The sequence below is a fragment of the Pseudomonas sp. Sample_11 genome, assembly GCF_004307505.1.
GTDB classification, from domain to species: domain Bacteria; phylum Pseudomonadota; class Gammaproteobacteria; order Pseudomonadales; family Pseudomonadaceae; genus Aquipseudomonas; species Aquipseudomonas atacamensis.
On the sequence record NZ_RCOD01000004.1, the window covers coordinates 66,973 to 81,007 of the forward strand.

The 14,035-nt window shown below is 59.7% G+C and carries 16 protein-coding genes; 9 read left to right on the forward strand and 7 right to left on the reverse strand.

Annotated elements, in window-relative coordinates; all coding sequences use genetic code 11:
- Window positions 1–155 precede the first annotated feature (155 nt).
- The 4 genes from D8U60_RS00710 to D8U60_RS00725 all read left to right on the forward strand — a co-directional run bounded on the left by D8U60_RS00710 (window position 156) and on the right by D8U60_RS00725 (window position 2,346).
- Complete coding sequence (locus D8U60_RS00710; RefSeq protein ID WP_130899240.1) at window positions 156–419, forward strand: XRE family transcriptional regulator; 264 nt, start codon at window positions 156–158, stop codon at window positions 417–419.
- A gap of 108 nt (window positions 420–527) precedes the next feature.
- On the forward strand, window positions 528–1,748 hold the full coding sequence (locus D8U60_RS00715) for a colicin E3/pyocin S6 family cytotoxin (protein ID WP_130899241.1): 1,221 nt from the start codon (window positions 528–530) through the stop codon (window positions 1,746–1,748).
- A 14-nt stretch (window positions 1,749–1,762) separates the two neighbouring features.
- Window positions 1,763–2,002, forward strand: coding sequence for a pyocin S6 family toxin immunity protein (locus D8U60_RS00720; RefSeq protein WP_130899242.1), 240 nt, complete (start codon window positions 1,763–1,765; stop codon window positions 2,000–2,002).
- A gap of 8 nt (window positions 2,003–2,010) precedes the next feature.
- Complete coding sequence (locus D8U60_RS00725) at window positions 2,011–2,346, forward strand: hypothetical protein (protein ID WP_130899243.1); 336 nt, start codon at window positions 2,011–2,013, stop codon at window positions 2,344–2,346.
- Window positions 2,347–2,404: 58 nt separating this feature from the next.
- Here D8U60_RS00725 and D8U60_RS00730 read toward each other — a convergent pair whose 3' ends face one another.
- Window positions 2,405–2,743 (reverse strand): FKBP-type peptidyl-prolyl cis-trans isomerase, encoded by a 339-nt coding sequence (locus D8U60_RS00730; RefSeq protein WP_041477007.1) that lies wholly within the window; start codon window positions 2,741–2,743, stop codon window positions 2,405–2,407.
- A gap of 131 nt (window positions 2,744–2,874) precedes the next feature.
- Between D8U60_RS00730 and D8U60_RS00735 the strand changes: the two genes are divergently transcribed.
- Window positions 2,875–3,921, forward strand: a complete 1,047-nt coding sequence (locus D8U60_RS00735) for a M4 family metallopeptidase (RefSeq protein ID WP_130899244.1) — start codon at window positions 2,875–2,877, stop codon at window positions 3,919–3,921.
- 14 nt (window positions 3,922–3,935) lie between these two features.
- Window positions 3,936–4,247 carry a protealysin inhibitor emfourin gene (locus D8U60_RS00740; protein ID WP_130899245.1) on the forward strand — a complete coding sequence of 104 codons (312 nt, stop codon included), beginning with the start codon at window positions 3,936–3,938 and terminating at the stop codon, window positions 4,245–4,247.
- A gap of 1 nt (window position 4,248) precedes the next feature.
- On the opposite strand, the gene D8U60_RS27575 is transcribed toward D8U60_RS00740, so the two are convergent.
- Window positions 4,249–4,761 (reverse strand): hypothetical protein, encoded by a 513-nt coding sequence (locus D8U60_RS27575; RefSeq protein WP_177435430.1) that lies wholly within the window; start codon window positions 4,759–4,761, stop codon window positions 4,249–4,251.
- An 87-nt stretch (window positions 4,762–4,848) separates the two neighbouring features.
- Window positions 4,849–5,157: an RcnB family protein gene (locus D8U60_RS00750; RefSeq protein WP_130899246.1), complete on the reverse strand. Its 309-nt coding sequence runs from the start codon at window positions 5,155–5,157 to the stop codon at window positions 4,849–4,851.
- A 396-nt stretch (window positions 5,158–5,553) separates the two neighbouring features.
- Here D8U60_RS00750 and D8U60_RS00755 point away from each other — a divergent pair, with 396 nt between their 5' ends.
- Both D8U60_RS00755 and D8U60_RS00760 read left to right on the forward strand, forming a co-directional pair.
- Entirely contained in the window at window positions 5,554–6,846 is a 1,293-nt protein-coding gene (locus tag D8U60_RS00755) for an MFS transporter (protein WP_130899247.1), read from the forward strand.
- Window positions 6,847–6,858: 12 nt separating this feature from the next.
- Window positions 6,859–7,629 (forward strand): substrate-binding domain-containing protein, encoded by a 771-nt coding sequence (locus D8U60_RS00760; RefSeq protein WP_130899248.1) that lies wholly within the window; start codon window positions 6,859–6,861, stop codon window positions 7,627–7,629.
- Here the strand turns inward: D8U60_RS00760 and D8U60_RS00765 are convergent.
- A complete protein-coding gene (locus D8U60_RS00765) occupies window positions 7,619–8,533 on the reverse strand; it encodes a LysR family transcriptional regulator (RefSeq protein ID WP_130899249.1) in 915 nt (304 codons plus the stop codon). The genes D8U60_RS00760 and D8U60_RS00765 overlap by 11 nt on opposite strands.
- Before the next feature lie 250 nt (window positions 8,534–8,783).
- Here D8U60_RS00765 and D8U60_RS00770 point away from each other — a divergent pair, with 250 nt between their 5' ends.
- The gene (locus tag D8U60_RS00770) at window positions 8,784–10,592 is read left to right on the forward strand and encodes a monovalent cation:proton antiporter-2 (CPA2) family protein (RefSeq protein WP_123442160.1); all 1,809 of its coding nucleotides are present in this window, start codon (window positions 8,784–8,786) and stop codon (window positions 10,590–10,592) included.
- Window positions 10,593–10,739: 147 nt separating this feature from the next.
- On the opposite strand, the gene hcnC is transcribed toward D8U60_RS00770, so the two are convergent.
- The 3 genes from hcnC to D8U60_RS00785 are packed head-to-tail and all read right to left on the reverse strand — an operon-like array spanning window position 10,740 to window position 13,712.
- The gene (gene hcnC, locus D8U60_RS00775; RefSeq protein WP_130899250.1) at window positions 10,740–11,999 is read right to left on the reverse strand and encodes a cyanide-forming glycine dehydrogenase subunit HcnC; all 1,260 of its coding nucleotides are present in this window, start codon (window positions 11,997–11,999) and stop codon (window positions 10,740–10,742) included.
- The gene (hcnB, locus tag D8U60_RS00780; protein ID WP_130899251.1) at window positions 11,992–13,401 is read right to left on the reverse strand and encodes a cyanide-forming glycine dehydrogenase subunit HcnB; all 1,410 of its coding nucleotides are present in this window, start codon (window positions 13,399–13,401) and stop codon (window positions 11,992–11,994) included. Before hcnB ends, hcnC begins: the two co-directional genes overlap by 8 nt.
- On the reverse strand, window positions 13,398–13,712 hold the full coding sequence (locus D8U60_RS00785) for a (2Fe-2S)-binding protein (RefSeq protein WP_123442157.1): 315 nt from the start codon (window positions 13,710–13,712) through the stop codon (window positions 13,398–13,400). The genes hcnB and D8U60_RS00785 overlap by 4 nt, the downstream gene beginning before the upstream one ends.
- Window positions 13,713–14,035: the final 323 nt, after the last annotated feature.

Consider the following 14,035-nt stretch of genomic DNA (forward strand, 5'->3'; position numbering starts at 1 on the left):
CTACAGCATCTTGCGCCATTGCCTACAGCTACGCCCGAATCCGCTGGCTTTTGCGAGCTGGCCGTCGCCAGTAAGCTGGCTTGCACTCAGTGATCTGAACTGATCGCTTGCCAATTAGACAGACGCCTCGCCACTAGCTTGGAATAATTCCAACCATGAATGATCATCAAGCTTCATCCACGCGCTTCTCCAGCATCTGGGAAGCTCTGGAAGACACACCGCAAGAGGCCGCCACCATGCGGTTGCGGGCAGAACTACTGCGCAATCTTCAAAAAAACTTGCGAGCCTTAGGTCTTGCAAACGAACAGGCATCCGCCCGTATGAGAATCACAAAGACGAAGATGAATAATTTGCTCAGCGGAAATATCAGCGCTTTCTCTGTAGGTGATCTGGAACACCTGAACTCGATAATTTCTTGATCTTCTTACGGTTGTAACAACAGCAACACTTTCAGACGCGTCCTACATCCATCACTCCTTCGTTGCTTTAGCGTCCGCTTCGTTATTAAACAGCGGACAAGGACGCTCATGGCTTGCAAGAAAGACATCCCCCGGATCCAGAACCCGCCAGAGGGAGACGGACACCACATCACCACCCGCTACATGACTGCCAGCGAACTTGCTGCGCGCGAGGCCGCACAAGGCGCTTATGAAGACATGCTGGCTCGGCAGCAGGCCCACGAAGATCGACTTGGCCACCAGGTCATACATGAACAGCAAAATATAAGCGGCTGTGTTTTCGTGAAAAGTTGCAAGCTGCCGAACGGCGTCATCAATGATGCCAATCCATCCGGATTTATACCGGTTGGGAAAATTTCGGATTATGGAACGCTCTCCTTGCTTGCGGGGCATGAACGCGACTCGGCCGGGAATATCGCACTCAAGACAATTGGCGCGACCAGTTTGCAAGCGTCGATCGGAGCTTTTGCTCTCGGCAGCTCTGGCAGTCTGAGCACCAGCACTGCCGCCGCAAGAACCACAAGCCTGGCCACCGCCGGTGTCGTCGCAGGCGGGTTGCTCGGGTTGGTTGCGCTGCTGTGGCCATCGAGTCTCGCCGATAGTGCTCTCTACACAGAGGAGCAGCTACAGTCGCTTGAGACGGCTCGGACTCGGGTTCGATTGCATGTGGAACAGCAGCCCGATGGGACGTTGAAAGGATACGGATACAACACTCAAACGCGCAGCGACTGGGAAATGATTCCCGTCATCCAGTTCGTCAAGCAAGGCGCCTCGTACGTCGCAGATTTTGGGAATGGGTCAACCCTACTCTGGACTCCCTCTGTAGACTCATCACGGGGATCGGCAATTCCGCCATTGGAGGGTGCGCCGCAGGTTCCACACATCTGGATATACCCGCCGACCGAGCAGGCGGACAAAATCATCGTCAATCCGGTTTACCCGCCTGAATACCAGGACTTTATTCTGGTCTTTCCGGCGGACTCTGGAGTACAGCCTCTATACGTTGTGCTTTCAAGACCTACTCTTGGCGGTGACATCAAATATCACCGGCCTCCCGTAACTCTCCCAGCATTCCCGGATACCTATCCCGTCAAATCCAAAAGCAGTGTTCAAGGTGGTGGCGGCAAGCGCAGCAGATGGAAAGACAAGAAAGGTCGAATCTATGAATGGGATAGCAAAACAGGGGCTATAGAACTCTATAACAAGCAAGGCAAACATCTAGGTGAGTTTAATCACGAAACGGGCGAGCAAATCGATCCTGCCGATCCCGAGCGATGGACTCCAAAGTGAAGAGGAATAAAAATATGTATTTATGGATTAGTGGTTTTTTACCAGACGAAAGCGAGGACGATACGCTGAAATTCGAGCTGTCGGTCCACTCGAAATCTGAGCGTCCGATATTGGCCGTAATGGGCTGGCCAGATCTCAGTCTAAGTCCCGACGGAGAATGGCTGCTGACTGCGGACCAAACTCAACGAATCAGCGAAATACTTGGAGAGCAATTGCCGAAGGAGCTGGACTTATTCATCGGCGTCAGGGGCTAGCGTCGACGATGAGCCTCATCTATCAAGATTCATCTATTTCCCGCGACGTGGCGATGAGACTTATTGCAAGTGGTGTCGCCGAAAATATGGCAGCAGGATTAGTATCCATCGGTATGAGCGAGGAAGACCCAATGTGGGCCCAGTCTTTCTGCCTCCAATATCTCTCCAGCGAAACCGAAGCGATCGCTGCCTCTGCCATCACCGCCCTGGGCCATATCGCTCGTCGACATGGAAGACTGAATACCGAAACCGTTTTGCCGGCGCTCGAAAACGTAAGGCGTCGGATGCCCTCGTTGCAGGGCGTCATTGAGGACACGATTGACGATATAGAGATGTTCACCTGAGCATCCGAAGTTGAACGCGTTTGGATGAGGGTTGCTTCATCCAGACGCACGTCATACCTCAATCCTCCCGCGTCAAAACCTCCAGCAACTCAATCTCAAACACCAGATTCGAATTCGGCGGGATCTTGCCCATGGTCCGCTCGCCGTAGCCCAGATGCGCCGGTACCAGCAATTTGCGTTTGCCGCCGACCTGCATGCCCATCAGGCCCTGATCCCAGCCTTTGATCACGCGCCCAGTGCCGATCACGCACTGAAACGGTTTGCCTCGGCTCCAGGACGAGTCGAATTCAGTGCCGTCTTCCAGCCAGCCGGTGTATTGGGTGGTGATCAGCGCGCCTTTCACCGCGGCTTTGCCGTCGCCCGGTTGCAGGTCGATGATTTGCAGTTCGTCTGTCATGTCGTTGGCTCTTGAGATGTTCGCAGGCGGCGTTTTTCGCAGAATCCGGCGTCGATGGCAATCCATGGAACCGAAAACACGCCTTGCCGCTCACATGTGTATCGACATCGTATGACGACAAGGATGCTTAGATGACCGACTCTCGATTGCTGCGCAGTTTCATCCCGCCCTACATTCTCAACCGCATCATTGCCCACGGTTCCGAGCCGCAGCGCAACGCCGCGATGCAGACGCTCAATCATGTGCGCAGCCTGCTGCCCAACCCCGGCCGTCCTTCGCAACCGCCGGCGCGGGCGATTCTGCCGGAGGCGAGCAAGCCTGGCCTGGCACGGCGCAGCGTGCATGATGCGCAGAACAAAATGCTCTTGCCGGGCATGCCGGTGCGCCTCGAGGGCCAACCGGCATCGGGGGATCCGGCGGTCGACGAGGCTTACGATGCGCTGGGCGCCAGCTATGATTTCTTCTGGAAGGTGCTCGGTCGCGACTCGATCGACAATCAGGGATTCGCGCTGATCGGCAGCGTGCATTACGGGCAAGCCTACGAAAACGCGTTCTGGAATGGCGCGCAGATGGTTTTCGGTGACGGCGATGGCGAGATCTTCCAGCGCTTCACCCGCTCGCTCGACGTCATCGGCCATGAACTGGCCCACGGCGTCACCGAAAGCGAAGCCGGGCTGATTTATGCCAACCAGTCCGGCGCGTTGAACGAGTCGCTGTCAGACGTGTTCGGCGTATTGACCAAGCAGTACACCCTCGGCGAGACCGCCGAGCAGGCAGACTGGTTGATCGGCGCCGACCTGCTGATGCCACAGATTCAAGGCAAGGGCCTGCGCTCGATGTCGCACCCCGGCACGGCATACGACGACCCGATGCTGGGCAAGGATCCGCAACCGGATCACATGCGCAAGTTCGTCATCACCAGCGAAGACAATGGCGGCGTACACATCAACTCCGGCATTCCCAACCGCGCGTTTTACCTGGCAGCCCGAGCGTTTGGCGGCTTCGCCTGGGAAAAAGCCGGACGCGTCTGGTACGACACGCTGTGTGATGACCGTTTGAAACAGGACGCAACGTTTGACGCGTTCGCAAAACTGACGATCAACCACGCCGGCGAGCGTTTCGGCGCCGAAGCAGCCGACACGGTGCAGCAAGCCTGGGCACAGGTCGGCATCGAATAATCCGAGGAGACCGTATGAAAACGCTACCCGAGCTGGGTAAAGATTCCGTTTTGCGCGTATCTCGCCAGGGTGGCGTTGCAGCGATTCACAGCCTGAGCCGACCACGGGAAATCGAATTTGCCCAGTGCGATATCAGTCAGCGTTCAAGGATCTGCTCGGTGCTTGAGGGTTGCCTGCCACTCGATAGCAGCGAATCGGGCCGTGGGGATCAGCGCTTCTACCAGATTGAAGTGCGCTATCAGTCCGGGGAAATGGTGTTGAAGGTGCCGGAGGATCGGGCGCCGGGGGAGCTGGTGCATTTGTGGGACAAGGGGGAGCTGCTCTGATTCACGCTGGCGGCTCTTCTGCGTCGACAACTGACGATGTGCGCGGGCCAAAGCCCGCGTTCTGGCCGAATACGACACCGTTGAACGTGTGGGTACAGCACTCGCAGCTCGGCGTCATGTCCTGCGCCTGCAGCTTCGGATTGACCATTTGCAGGAGATTTTTCTCGTCGACATACAGCCCGTTGAAATAACTGGACTCACCCAGTCGCACGACTTCTTCGCGATCCTTCTCATGGATGGCAACCATCCAGAAAACCGGCGCTGATTGATCCAGTCGGGCCACAGCTTCGCTGAAAATGGCATCCCAAGAACCGCCCACCCGAGACAGCAGGAAGCGAAACAACGGCGTGTAATCTCGCCCGTATTGTTTGCCTGCGTGCATCGAACTTCGCATGCCTTCGTCACGGCTTGCAGCTTTGCTGTTGCGCTGATCGCGATAATGCGCAACTGATTCGTGGCGACGAACACCCCACGTACGAGTGTTCACTTTGCGATAGAGCGGTTTCTTGTCCAATCCCTTGTTCCTCATCCAGACGTCCGCTGTTTTACTGGAACGGCGTTCGAATGCAATCGGCCATCCGTGGCCAATTGTAAACCTGATCTATCGCTCGACGGGTTGCATCTCGACAATCGTACCGTTGGTGATCATCACCATCACGTACTGGTCATTGATCTGCACCCACTGCGACTGGTCGATCGGCGCTTTCAGACCTTTGGCTTTCCAGTTCTTCAGAGCCTCCTCTTTGCGCTGGTACATTTCTGGAGCGCGGTCGTTGACCTTCAACTGGCGGTCGCTGGTCGGCGATTGCACGGCGGGTTCGCTGGAGGTTTGCGCCGCTTGAACAATGGGCGTGATCCCGGCAATACCGGCAACGAGGGCCAGGCTGGCGATTAGGGTTTTACTGTTCATCGGTGAACCTCTTTCGGATGGGTAGTACCTGAACTCCGACTGCGTGGCGCTGGAAACATTCCTTGTTTTTTGCTGGAGGTGGCCGTAGGAGGCCTTGTCCATCAGACCGCCATCGCTGGCAACTCGAATCGTCGCACCGCAGCTCCCACAGGGTTGGTGTTACACCACAGTTTTGACCTGAGCTCCACTCCCACAAGTCTTGGCGAACGCTGATTCTCTGATCACCACCGCTCCCACAAATGCGCCAAGCACTGAAGCCATTGATCCGCCCCACGCATCAATCCATGCCAACAATGCAATTAACAGATTGTTACATCTGCGCCACCATCCACCTCAATAAAAACCGTGCGCCGCTTCTCCGTAGCGCACGTCATAAAAGCGGTGGAGTACTTTTCAATGACAGCCTCAATTCCTACCAACAGCTCGCGGGCCGGTGCCATCTTCCGGGTGACCTCGGGCAACTTCCTCGAACAGTTCGACTTCTTTCTGTTCGGCTTCTACGCCACGCAGATCGCGGCGGTGTTCTTCCCGGCGAGCAGTGAGTTCGCCTCCCTGATGATGACTTTCGCAGTGTTCGGCGCAGGCTTCCTGATGCGTCCGCTGGGCGCCATTGTGCTCGGCGCCTACATCGATGACGTCGGCCGGCGCAAAGGTCTGATCGTCACCCTGTCGATCATGGCCAGCGGCACGATATTGATTGTGCTGGTGCCCGGATACGAAACCATTGGCCTGTTCGCCCCGGCACTGGTGCTGATCGGACGACTGCTGCAAGGCTTCTCGGCCGGTGCGGAATTGGGCGGTGTTTCGGTGTATCTGTCCGAGATCGCCACGCCGGGTCGCAAAGGCTTTTTCACCGCTTGGCAGTCGGCCAGTCAACAAGTGGCGATCATCGTCGCTGCCGCGCTGGGCTACGGTCTGAACCAGTGGATGGAGCCGCAAGCCGTGGCCGCCTGGGGCTGGCGCATTCCGTTTTTTGTCGGCTGCATGATCGTCCCGTTCATCTTCTTCCTGCGTCGTAATCTGGCGGAAACCGAAGAGTTCGCCGCACGCAAACACCGTCCAAGCATGCGCGAAGTGTTCCGCACCCTTGGCCAGAACTGGGGCGTGGTGCTCGGCGGAATGCTGATGGTCGCGCTGACCACCACCGCGTTCTACCTGATCACCGTGTACGCGCCGACCTTCGGTAAAACCGTGCTGCACCTGAGCACTTCCGACGCGCTGCTGGTGACGCTGCTGGTGGGTGTGTCGAACTTCTTCTGGCTGCCGATTGGTGGTGCGTTGTCTGACCGCATCGGCCGTCGTCCGGTGCTGATCGGCATGGCCTTGCTGGCGCTAGCCACGACTTATCCGGCGCTGTCGTTCCTGGTGCAGGCGCCGAGCTTCACCAACATGCTGCTGTCGCTGCTGTGGTTGTCGTTTATCTACGGCTTGTACAACGGCGCAATGATTCCGGCGCTGACCGAAATCATGCCGGTGGAAGTGCGCGTCGCCGGTTTCTCCCTGGCCTACAGCCTGGCCACCGCGATCTTCGGCGGTTTCACCCCGGCGATGTCGACTTTCCTGATCCAGTACACCGGCGACAAAGCCGCGCCAGGTTATTGGATGAGCATCGGTGCCCTGTGCGCCCTGTGCGCCACGCTTTATCTGTACCGCCGTGCCGGTGGTCGTCTACAACCTGTCGCGGCCTGAGGAATAATCGCCATGAAAAAACTTTTTACTGTCACCGCCCTGCTCGCCGGTCTCGCCTTCAACTTCGCGGCCGAGGCCGAAGAACTCAGCGTGATGACCTCCGGTGGCTTCACCGCCGCCTACAAGATCCTCGGGCCGAAATTCGCCGCCGCCACCGGTAACACCCTGACCACCAGCCTCGGCCCGTCGATGGGCAAGGCGCCGGAAGCCATTCCCAATCGTCTGGCTCGCGGTGAGCACGCCGACGTGGTGATCATGGTCGGTTACGCTCTTGATGAGCTGATCAAACAAGGCAAGGTCGACCCGGCCTCCCGCGTTGAACTGGCGGATTCGCGGATCGGCATGGTGGTGCGTGAAGGCGCGGCGAAACCGGACATCAGCAGCGTCGATGGCCTGAAGAAAACCCTGCTTGATGCGCAATCGGTGGCCTACTCCGACAGCGCCAGCGGCGTGTACATCGAGCAGCAGCTGTTCAAGAAACTCGGCATCGAAGATCAGTTGAAACCGAAAGCCAAGATGATCGCCAGGATCCCGGTCGGCTCGGTGGTCGCCACTGGCGACTATCAGTTGGGCTTCCAGCAGGTCAGCGAATTGCTGCCGGTGCCGGGCGTGAGCTTCGTCGCGAAGATTCCGGAATCGGTGCAGTCGGTGACGCGTTTTGCCGCTGGCATTCCGGTCAAGGCCGAGCATCCGCAAGAAGCCAAGGCCCTGCTCGCCTACCTCGCTGCACCGGCCGCTCAGGCTGACGTGCAGGCCACCGGGCTGGATTCGGTCAAGCGTTGATCGTTGGCGGCTGGACGCGCATTTCCACGACCAGCCGCTCCAGTTCCAAAGCCGCCGGGGTCAACGTGCGATCCCGGCGCTTGATGATGCCGACACTGCGCATCACTTGCGGCTCAATCAGTGGCACCCGCGTCAGGATCGGATGATCCGGCCCGGGCATCGCCATCAACGGCACCGCCGCCACGCCCAGCCCCGCCTCCACCAAACCGATCATCGTCGTCACATGCCGCGTCTCGCAGATGCTCTGCCGCTGCGGCACCACCCCGCCCAAGGCCTGATCGAGCAGAAAGCGATTGCCCGAAGTCTTGTCCAGCGCGATGTAATCCTGTTGATAGAACTCGTCCCAACTGACGCTGCAGCGCCCGGCCAGCGGATGATCGCGACGACAGGCGACAACGTAGCACTCCTGCACAAGCGGTTCGAACTCGACTTTGGCATCCTGCGTGCCGAGAAAACTCAAACCGAAATCCGCCTCGCCATTGACCACCGCACTCAACACATCGTGGGCGCTGGAATCGAGGACTTTGACCTTGATCCGTGGAAACTGCTGGTGATAGCGCGCGACCACGCGGGGCATGAAGTAGTACGCCGCCGACGGCACGCAGGCGACGGTGACATGGCCCAGACGCGTCGAGGCGACTTCGCTGATGCCGAGCAAGGCAATGTCGAGATCATCCAGCAAGCGCTCGACGCTGGGCATGAAGCCGCGCCCGGCCTGGGTCAGGCTGACCTTGCGCGTGGTGCGCTCGAACAGTTTCACGCCGAGGGCGTCTTCGAGCTTTTCGATGCGCCGACTCAGCGCCGGTTGTGACAGGCGCACGGTGTCGGCAGCCTTGCGAAAACTGCCCTGCTCGACCACCGCGCGAAAGGCTTGCAGGTCGTTGAGGTCGAAGTTGATGGCCATGGCGTTTCCGGAAATTGATGCGCAGGGGTTATAAATGTAACCAGTTGATGCAAATTATTACAGACCTGATGAAAGCTGGCCTTGTGGGAGCGAGCCTGCTCGCGAATGCGGGGCATTAGTCAATGCATAGGTGACTGACCCACCGCATTCGCGAGCAGGCTCGCTCCCACATTGGATCTCGAATGGTCTGGAGACCGCGTAACCCTTATCCTTGTCCCCCCCGCCGTACCCGTAGTCAGGAGTCGTTCCAATGCCCCATGAAGGCAATCTGTTGCAAGCCGCTGTCGTGTTTCTGTTCGCGGCCGTGCTCACCGTGCCTTTGGCCAAACGTCTGCAACTGGGCGCAGTGCTCGGTTATCTGTTTGCCGGGGTGATCATCGGCCCGTCGGTGCTCGGCCTGATCGGCAACCCGCAAAGCGTTGCGCATATCTCCGAGCTGGGCGTGGTGTTGCTGCTGTTCATCATCGGCCTGGAGCTGTCGCCGCGCCGCTTGTGGGTGATGCGCAAATCGGTGTTCGGCGTCGGTCTGGCGCAGGTGCTGTTGACCGCATCGGTGATCGGCGTGCTGGCACTGTCGGTGTTCGGCCAGCCGCTGAACAGCGCCATTGTGCTGGGCCTCGGTCTGGCGCTCTCCTCCACAGCGTTCGGCCTGCAAAGCCTCGCCGAACGCAAGGAACTGACCAGCCCCCACGGGCGGCTGGCGTTTGCGATTCTGCTGTTCCAGGACATCGCGGCGATTCCATTGATCGCCCTGGTGCCAATGCTCGCCGGTGTCGATCACCACACCAGCACCGCCGACGATATTCGTCACAGCTTGCAGGTGCTCGGCGGCATTGCCGTGGTGGTGATCGGCGGGCGGTATCTGCTGCGTCCGGTGTTTCGCGTGGTGGCGAAAACCGGTCTGCCGGAAGTGTCCACCGCCACCGCGTTGCTTGTGGTGATCGGCACAGCATGGCTGATGGATCTGGTCGGCGTGTCGATGGCGCTGGGCGCGTTTCTCGCCGGTCTGCTGCTGGCGGACTCGGAATATCGCCACGAGCTGGAAGCGCAGATCGAACCGTTCAAGGGCCTGCTGCTCGGGCTGTTTTTCATCAGCGTCGGCATGGGCGCCAATCTCAGCCTGTTGTTGAGCGCGCCGATCACCGTGTTGGGCCTGACCCTGCTACTGATCGGTCTGAAGTTGCCGCTGCTGTTCGTGGTTGGGCGCTTGGCAGGCGGACTGAACAAGATCAGCGCAATCCGCCTCGGCATCGTCCTCGCTGCCGGCGGTGAGTTTGCCTTCGTGGTGTTCAAGATCGGTCGCGATCAGGGCCTGTTCGAGCCGCGTCTCTACGACATGCTGGTGCTGACCATCACCCTGTCGATGGCGCTGACGCCGTTGCTGCTGTTGATCTGCGCACGGCTGGTCAGCCCGAAAGTGCAGCCGGTGGAAGTGCCGGAGAAATTCCGAGAGATCGATACCGAGGCGCCACGCGTGGTGATTGCCGGCATGGGCCGGATGGGCCAGATCGTGGCGCGGATTCTGCGCGCGCAGAACATCAAGTTCGTTGCGCTGGACACCTCGGTGGAAACCATCGAACTGTCGCGCAGCTTCGGCGGTGTGCCGGTGTTCTATGGCGACCCGATGCGCCCGGAAATCCTTCACGCGGCGAAGGTTGGCGAGGCGGAGTATTTCGTCATCGCCACGGACGATCCGGAGACCAACATCAAGACTGCCGAAGTGGTGCACAAGCACTATCCGCACATGAAAATCATCGCCCGCGCGCGTAACCGTCAGCACGTGCATCGCCTGGTGGATGTCGGCGCGGAAGCAATTCGTGAGACCTATTATTCGAGCCTGGAAATGAGCCGGCGCACGCTGGTCGGCCTCGGTCTGACCCAAGCCCAGGCCGATGCGCGGATCAAGCGTTTCAAGCATCACGACGAACAGGTGCTGGAGGCGCAACACGCCGTCTACGACGACGCCGCCAAAGTCCTGCAGACCGCCCAGGAAGCCCGGGCGGAACTGGCCAAATTGTTCGAGTCCGATCAGCTCGAAGAGGAAGCCCGCAAATCCTGATGCATGCGTTCTTTTGATTTGATTGTTCCCACGCTCCGCGTGGTAACACAGCCCGGGACGCTCCGCGTTCCACTTCCCGAGCTGGAACGCGGAGCGTCCCTTGAGGCATTCCCACGCAGAGCGTGGGAACGATCATGTGGGAGAGAATCAGGCCAGTTCCAGCGCGGGCGCCGGCTCGACGCCTGCAACCGCAAACCGATCCGCCAGAAACGGTGTGATATCCAGCGGCAGCGGTTCGTCATTCACCAGTTTATCCAGCAGCACACCGGTAATCGCCGACGTCAGAATGCCGGTGCGGAAGTGCCCGCAAGCATTCAGATAACCCTCGATCCCACGCATCGGCCCGAGGATCGGCAACTCATCCGGTGAGCCCGGACGCAGTCCCGCCCAGGTGCGTTTCAGGTTGACGTCCGCCAGCTCCGGCAAACAGCGCACCGCGCCCTGCACCAGCCCGGCGATTTCCGGGTAGGTGGTGGTGACGTCGAAGCCTTTGTCTTCGGTGGTGCTGCCGATAAGGATTTCGCCGTTATCCTTCTGCGCCACGTAGCAATCGCTGGTGGTCAGGCAGCCGTTGAGGATTTTCGGCATGCGCTCGGTCAGCAGGATCTGCCCTTTCACCGGTTTCACCGGAATGCGGATACCCGTCGCCCACTCGCTCAAGTCCGCCGCCCAGGCACCGGCGGCGTTGATCAGCGTCTTGCAGTGAAACACGCCCGCTTCTGCCGTCTGCACGCCGGTCACGCGAGTGCCGTGATGCAACACGCCGGTGACGTTGGTGTTGACGAAGATGTCGACGCCGTTCTGCCGCGCGCCTTCCATGTAGGCATCCGCGAGGCGGAACGGGCTGACCTGATGGTCGCAGAGAAACTCCAGCGCCCCGCGCGCCTCATGGCTGACACTCGGTTCAGCCGCGCGCAACGCCGCCTGATCGAGCCAGCGCACTTGATCGGCCAGATGCGGAATGCAGCCGACGATGTGCTCGGCGTAGAGCCGGTCTTCGTCGTCATAGATCACGAATTTCAATCCGGTCTTCTCGAACTTGCAATCCATGCCGTGGTTGTCTTTCAGTTCGCGGTGCAGCGCCGGGTACAGCGCGTTGGATTGCAAGGCAAAATCGAAAAACGACGCTGGCAAAATATGCGGCGTACTGGCGTCCACCGCGACTGCGGCGCCCTGGGTTTCGCGCTTGCGGTTGGCCGACATCATGCGAAAGAAAATCACCCCGCAGCCGAGGCCGACCGATTCGCCGATCGCCCATAAACCACCCGCCGAAGCGCGGGTCGCGTTGCCGGGGCGCTTGGCGTCGATCAGCGCAACTTCCAAATCTTTGCGCTTGGACAATTGGTAGGCACAGGAGGCGCCGATCACGCCGCCACCGGCAATGACCACGTCGTAGAACTTACTCATGGCAAGCGCCCTCCTTGCCGAGGGACTGGAACGCGGAAAACGGCACCGGATCGATTGGAAAGCGCGGGCGCAACCAACCGACATCCTGACGTCCGGTGGCATGGCGCAGGCGATCGCTGCAATAGCCGACGCACATCCGCCCCTGACAATCGCCCATGCTCACGCGGGTGCGCATTTTCAGGCTGGCGATGTCTTGCACACCCTGCTCCAGGGCCAGATCGATGTCGGCGCGGGTCGCATGTTCGCAGCGGCAGATCACCGTGTCGGCTGCGGGCAAAGCGATCTGACCAACGCCGCGCTCGGTGTAGCGATCCACCGCCGCACGAAAGCGCACGATGGCTCTGAGCTTGCTCGCGTAACGATCGCGGCGCACCCGGGCCAGCTCGGCGTCGAGCACACCGCGTTGCAGCAGGATCGAAGTGGCGGCGATCTTGCCGGCGAGCATCGCCGCTTCGCCGCCGCGGATCCCGCCCATGTCGCCGGCCAGATGCACATGCACCACGCTGCTTTGCTGCCAGACATTGGCATTGGCACGCAGATAGCCATCGGCGCTGAAGCCGTGATCAAGGCCCATCTGCTGGCTCAATTGCGTGCGCGGAATAAAACCGTAACCGACCGCCAGCGTCTGCGCTTTGAAACGCTCGACCCGCGACAGATCTGCCTCCCACGCCGAAGAATACGGCGCGACGCTGACGCTTTTCAATTCGCCCTCGCCGTGGGCCTCGACCACCCCCCAACCGTAGTTCATCGGGATGCCGTGCAACTTGAGGTAAGCGAGCATGCTCAAGCCGTCGAGGAACAGCTGCGGCTTGTTCAGCAGTGCCAGACTCTCGCGGGCGATCTTGCCGAATGCGCAAGCCTCATAGACGCCGGCGACGCGCACGCCAGACGCATGCAACTGGGTCGCGACAAGCGGCAGCAACGGCCCGGTGCCGGCGATGATCACCGGCCCCCGCGGCTTGACCACGCCACTCTTGATCTGCAATTGAAGACCACCGAGCAGAATCACTCCCGGCAACGTCCAGCCGGGAAACGGCACACTGCGTTCGTGACATCCAGCGGCCAACAGCAGTTGCGGATAAGCGATCTCGTGCAGTTGCTCATCACCGTCGAGCACCACCACTGCGCGGGTGCCTTCGGCGCCGACCACCCGATGGTTGAGGCGCACGTCGATCAGCCCTGACTGCTGCTGAAATTCACCGTGCAGTTTGTCCAGTGCTTCGGAATAACGCGGCCCGAGATAATCCAGCTGCACGCCATCGCGCAACGGCCCGCGATAGACCACACCGCCGAGGCGCGAAGCCTCTTCGAGCAAGGTGCAGCGCACGCCGTGGCGCGCCAGTTCGATGGCCGCCGCCATCCCCGCCGGCCCGCCGCCGACGATCAACGGTTGCAGGCTCATACAACCTCCTGCGCGACGACGCGGTTGACTCGGGTTTCAATCAGCATGCCGTCGCGCACCACAGTCTGGCAGGCGCGACGTTTGTGGCGACCGTTGATTTTCACCAGACAGCACTGGCACACGCCCATGCCGCAATAGGCGCCGCTGATCTGATCATGGTCATTGCGTGCGATCTGGCGCACGCCGAGGGACTGGATGACGCTGAGAACGGTTTCGCCAATGGCGGCGCTGACCGCTTGGCCGTTGATGTGCACGGTCATGTCCGCCTGCACCAAGGGCTGGATATCGAAGGTTCTTTCTAGGCAGTTCATTACGGTGTTCGTCCGTGAAGATTCAGTTGAGGTTGTGTCAGCTCCTTGCTGCACTACGCCTCGTCGACGCTTTTATTGCTGTGTTTTCAACGTCGACGCGGATACTTCGTCAGCGCAACAAGGTGCGCGACAAGCACTGTAGCTCATACCTCAGCAAAGGCCTGGATCATTTACGGTAGGCGATATCGCCAGGGGAAATATTGATCCAGGCCAGTGAAAATGGCGGGATGGAAACGGTTAGTTGGAGAAGACGAACTGGCCCCGCAGAAAGCGAAAAAGCCGCTTTCACCCGAAGATGAAAGCGGCAGAGGCATCCTGCCTCA

Excerpts from the sequence above, each read along its gene's own strand:
- D8U60_RS00765 (WP_130899249.1), bottom strand. The coding sequence starts at position 8,533 with ATGGCCATCAACTTCGACCTCAACGACCTGCAAGCCTTTCGCGCGGTG.
- D8U60_RS00740 (WP_130899245.1), top strand. The coding sequence starts at position 3,936 with ATGAAAACGCTACCCGAGCTGGGTAAAGATTCCGTTTTGCGCGTATCT.
- D8U60_RS00710 (WP_130899240.1), top strand. The coding sequence starts at position 156 with ATGAATGATCATCAAGCTTCATCCACGCGCTTCTCCAGCATCTGGGAA.
- D8U60_RS00770 (WP_123442160.1), top strand. The coding sequence starts at position 8,784 with ATGCCCCATGAAGGCAATCTGTTGCAAGCCGCTGTCGTGTTTCTGTTC.
- D8U60_RS00755 (WP_130899247.1), top strand. The coding sequence starts at position 5,554 with ATGACAGCCTCAATTCCTACCAACAGCTCGCGGGCCGGTGCCATCTTC.
- D8U60_RS00750 (WP_130899246.1), bottom strand. The coding sequence starts at position 5,157 with ATGAACAGTAAAACCCTAATCGCCAGCCTGGCCCTCGTTGCCGGTATT.
- D8U60_RS00735 (WP_130899244.1), top strand. The coding sequence starts at position 2,875 with ATGACCGACTCTCGATTGCTGCGCAGTTTCATCCCGCCCTACATTCTC.
- D8U60_RS00760 (WP_130899248.1), top strand. The coding sequence starts at position 6,859 with ATGAAAAAACTTTTTACTGTCACCGCCCTGCTCGCCGGTCTCGCCTTC.
- D8U60_RS00730 (WP_041477007.1), bottom strand. The coding sequence starts at position 2,743 with ATGACAGACGAACTGCAAATCATCGACCTGCAACCGGGCGACGGCAAA.
- D8U60_RS00725 (WP_130899243.1), top strand. The coding sequence starts at position 2,011 with ATGAGCCTCATCTATCAAGATTCATCTATTTCCCGCGACGTGGCGATG.
- hcnB (WP_130899251.1), bottom strand. The coding sequence starts at position 13,401 with ATGAGCCTGCAACCGTTGATCGTCGGCGGCGGGCCGGCGGGGATGGCG.
- D8U60_RS00785 (WP_123442157.1), bottom strand. The coding sequence starts at position 13,712 with ATGAACTGCCTAGAAAGAACCTTCGATATCCAGCCCTTGGTGCAGGCG.
- D8U60_RS00715 (WP_130899241.1), top strand. The coding sequence starts at position 528 with ATGGCTTGCAAGAAAGACATCCCCCGGATCCAGAACCCGCCAGAGGGA.
- D8U60_RS00720 (WP_130899242.1), top strand. The coding sequence starts at position 1,763 with ATGTATTTATGGATTAGTGGTTTTTTACCAGACGAAAGCGAGGACGAT.
- hcnC (WP_130899250.1), bottom strand. The coding sequence starts at position 11,999 with ATGAGTAAGTTCTACGACGTGGTCATTGCCGGTGGCGGCGTGATCGGC.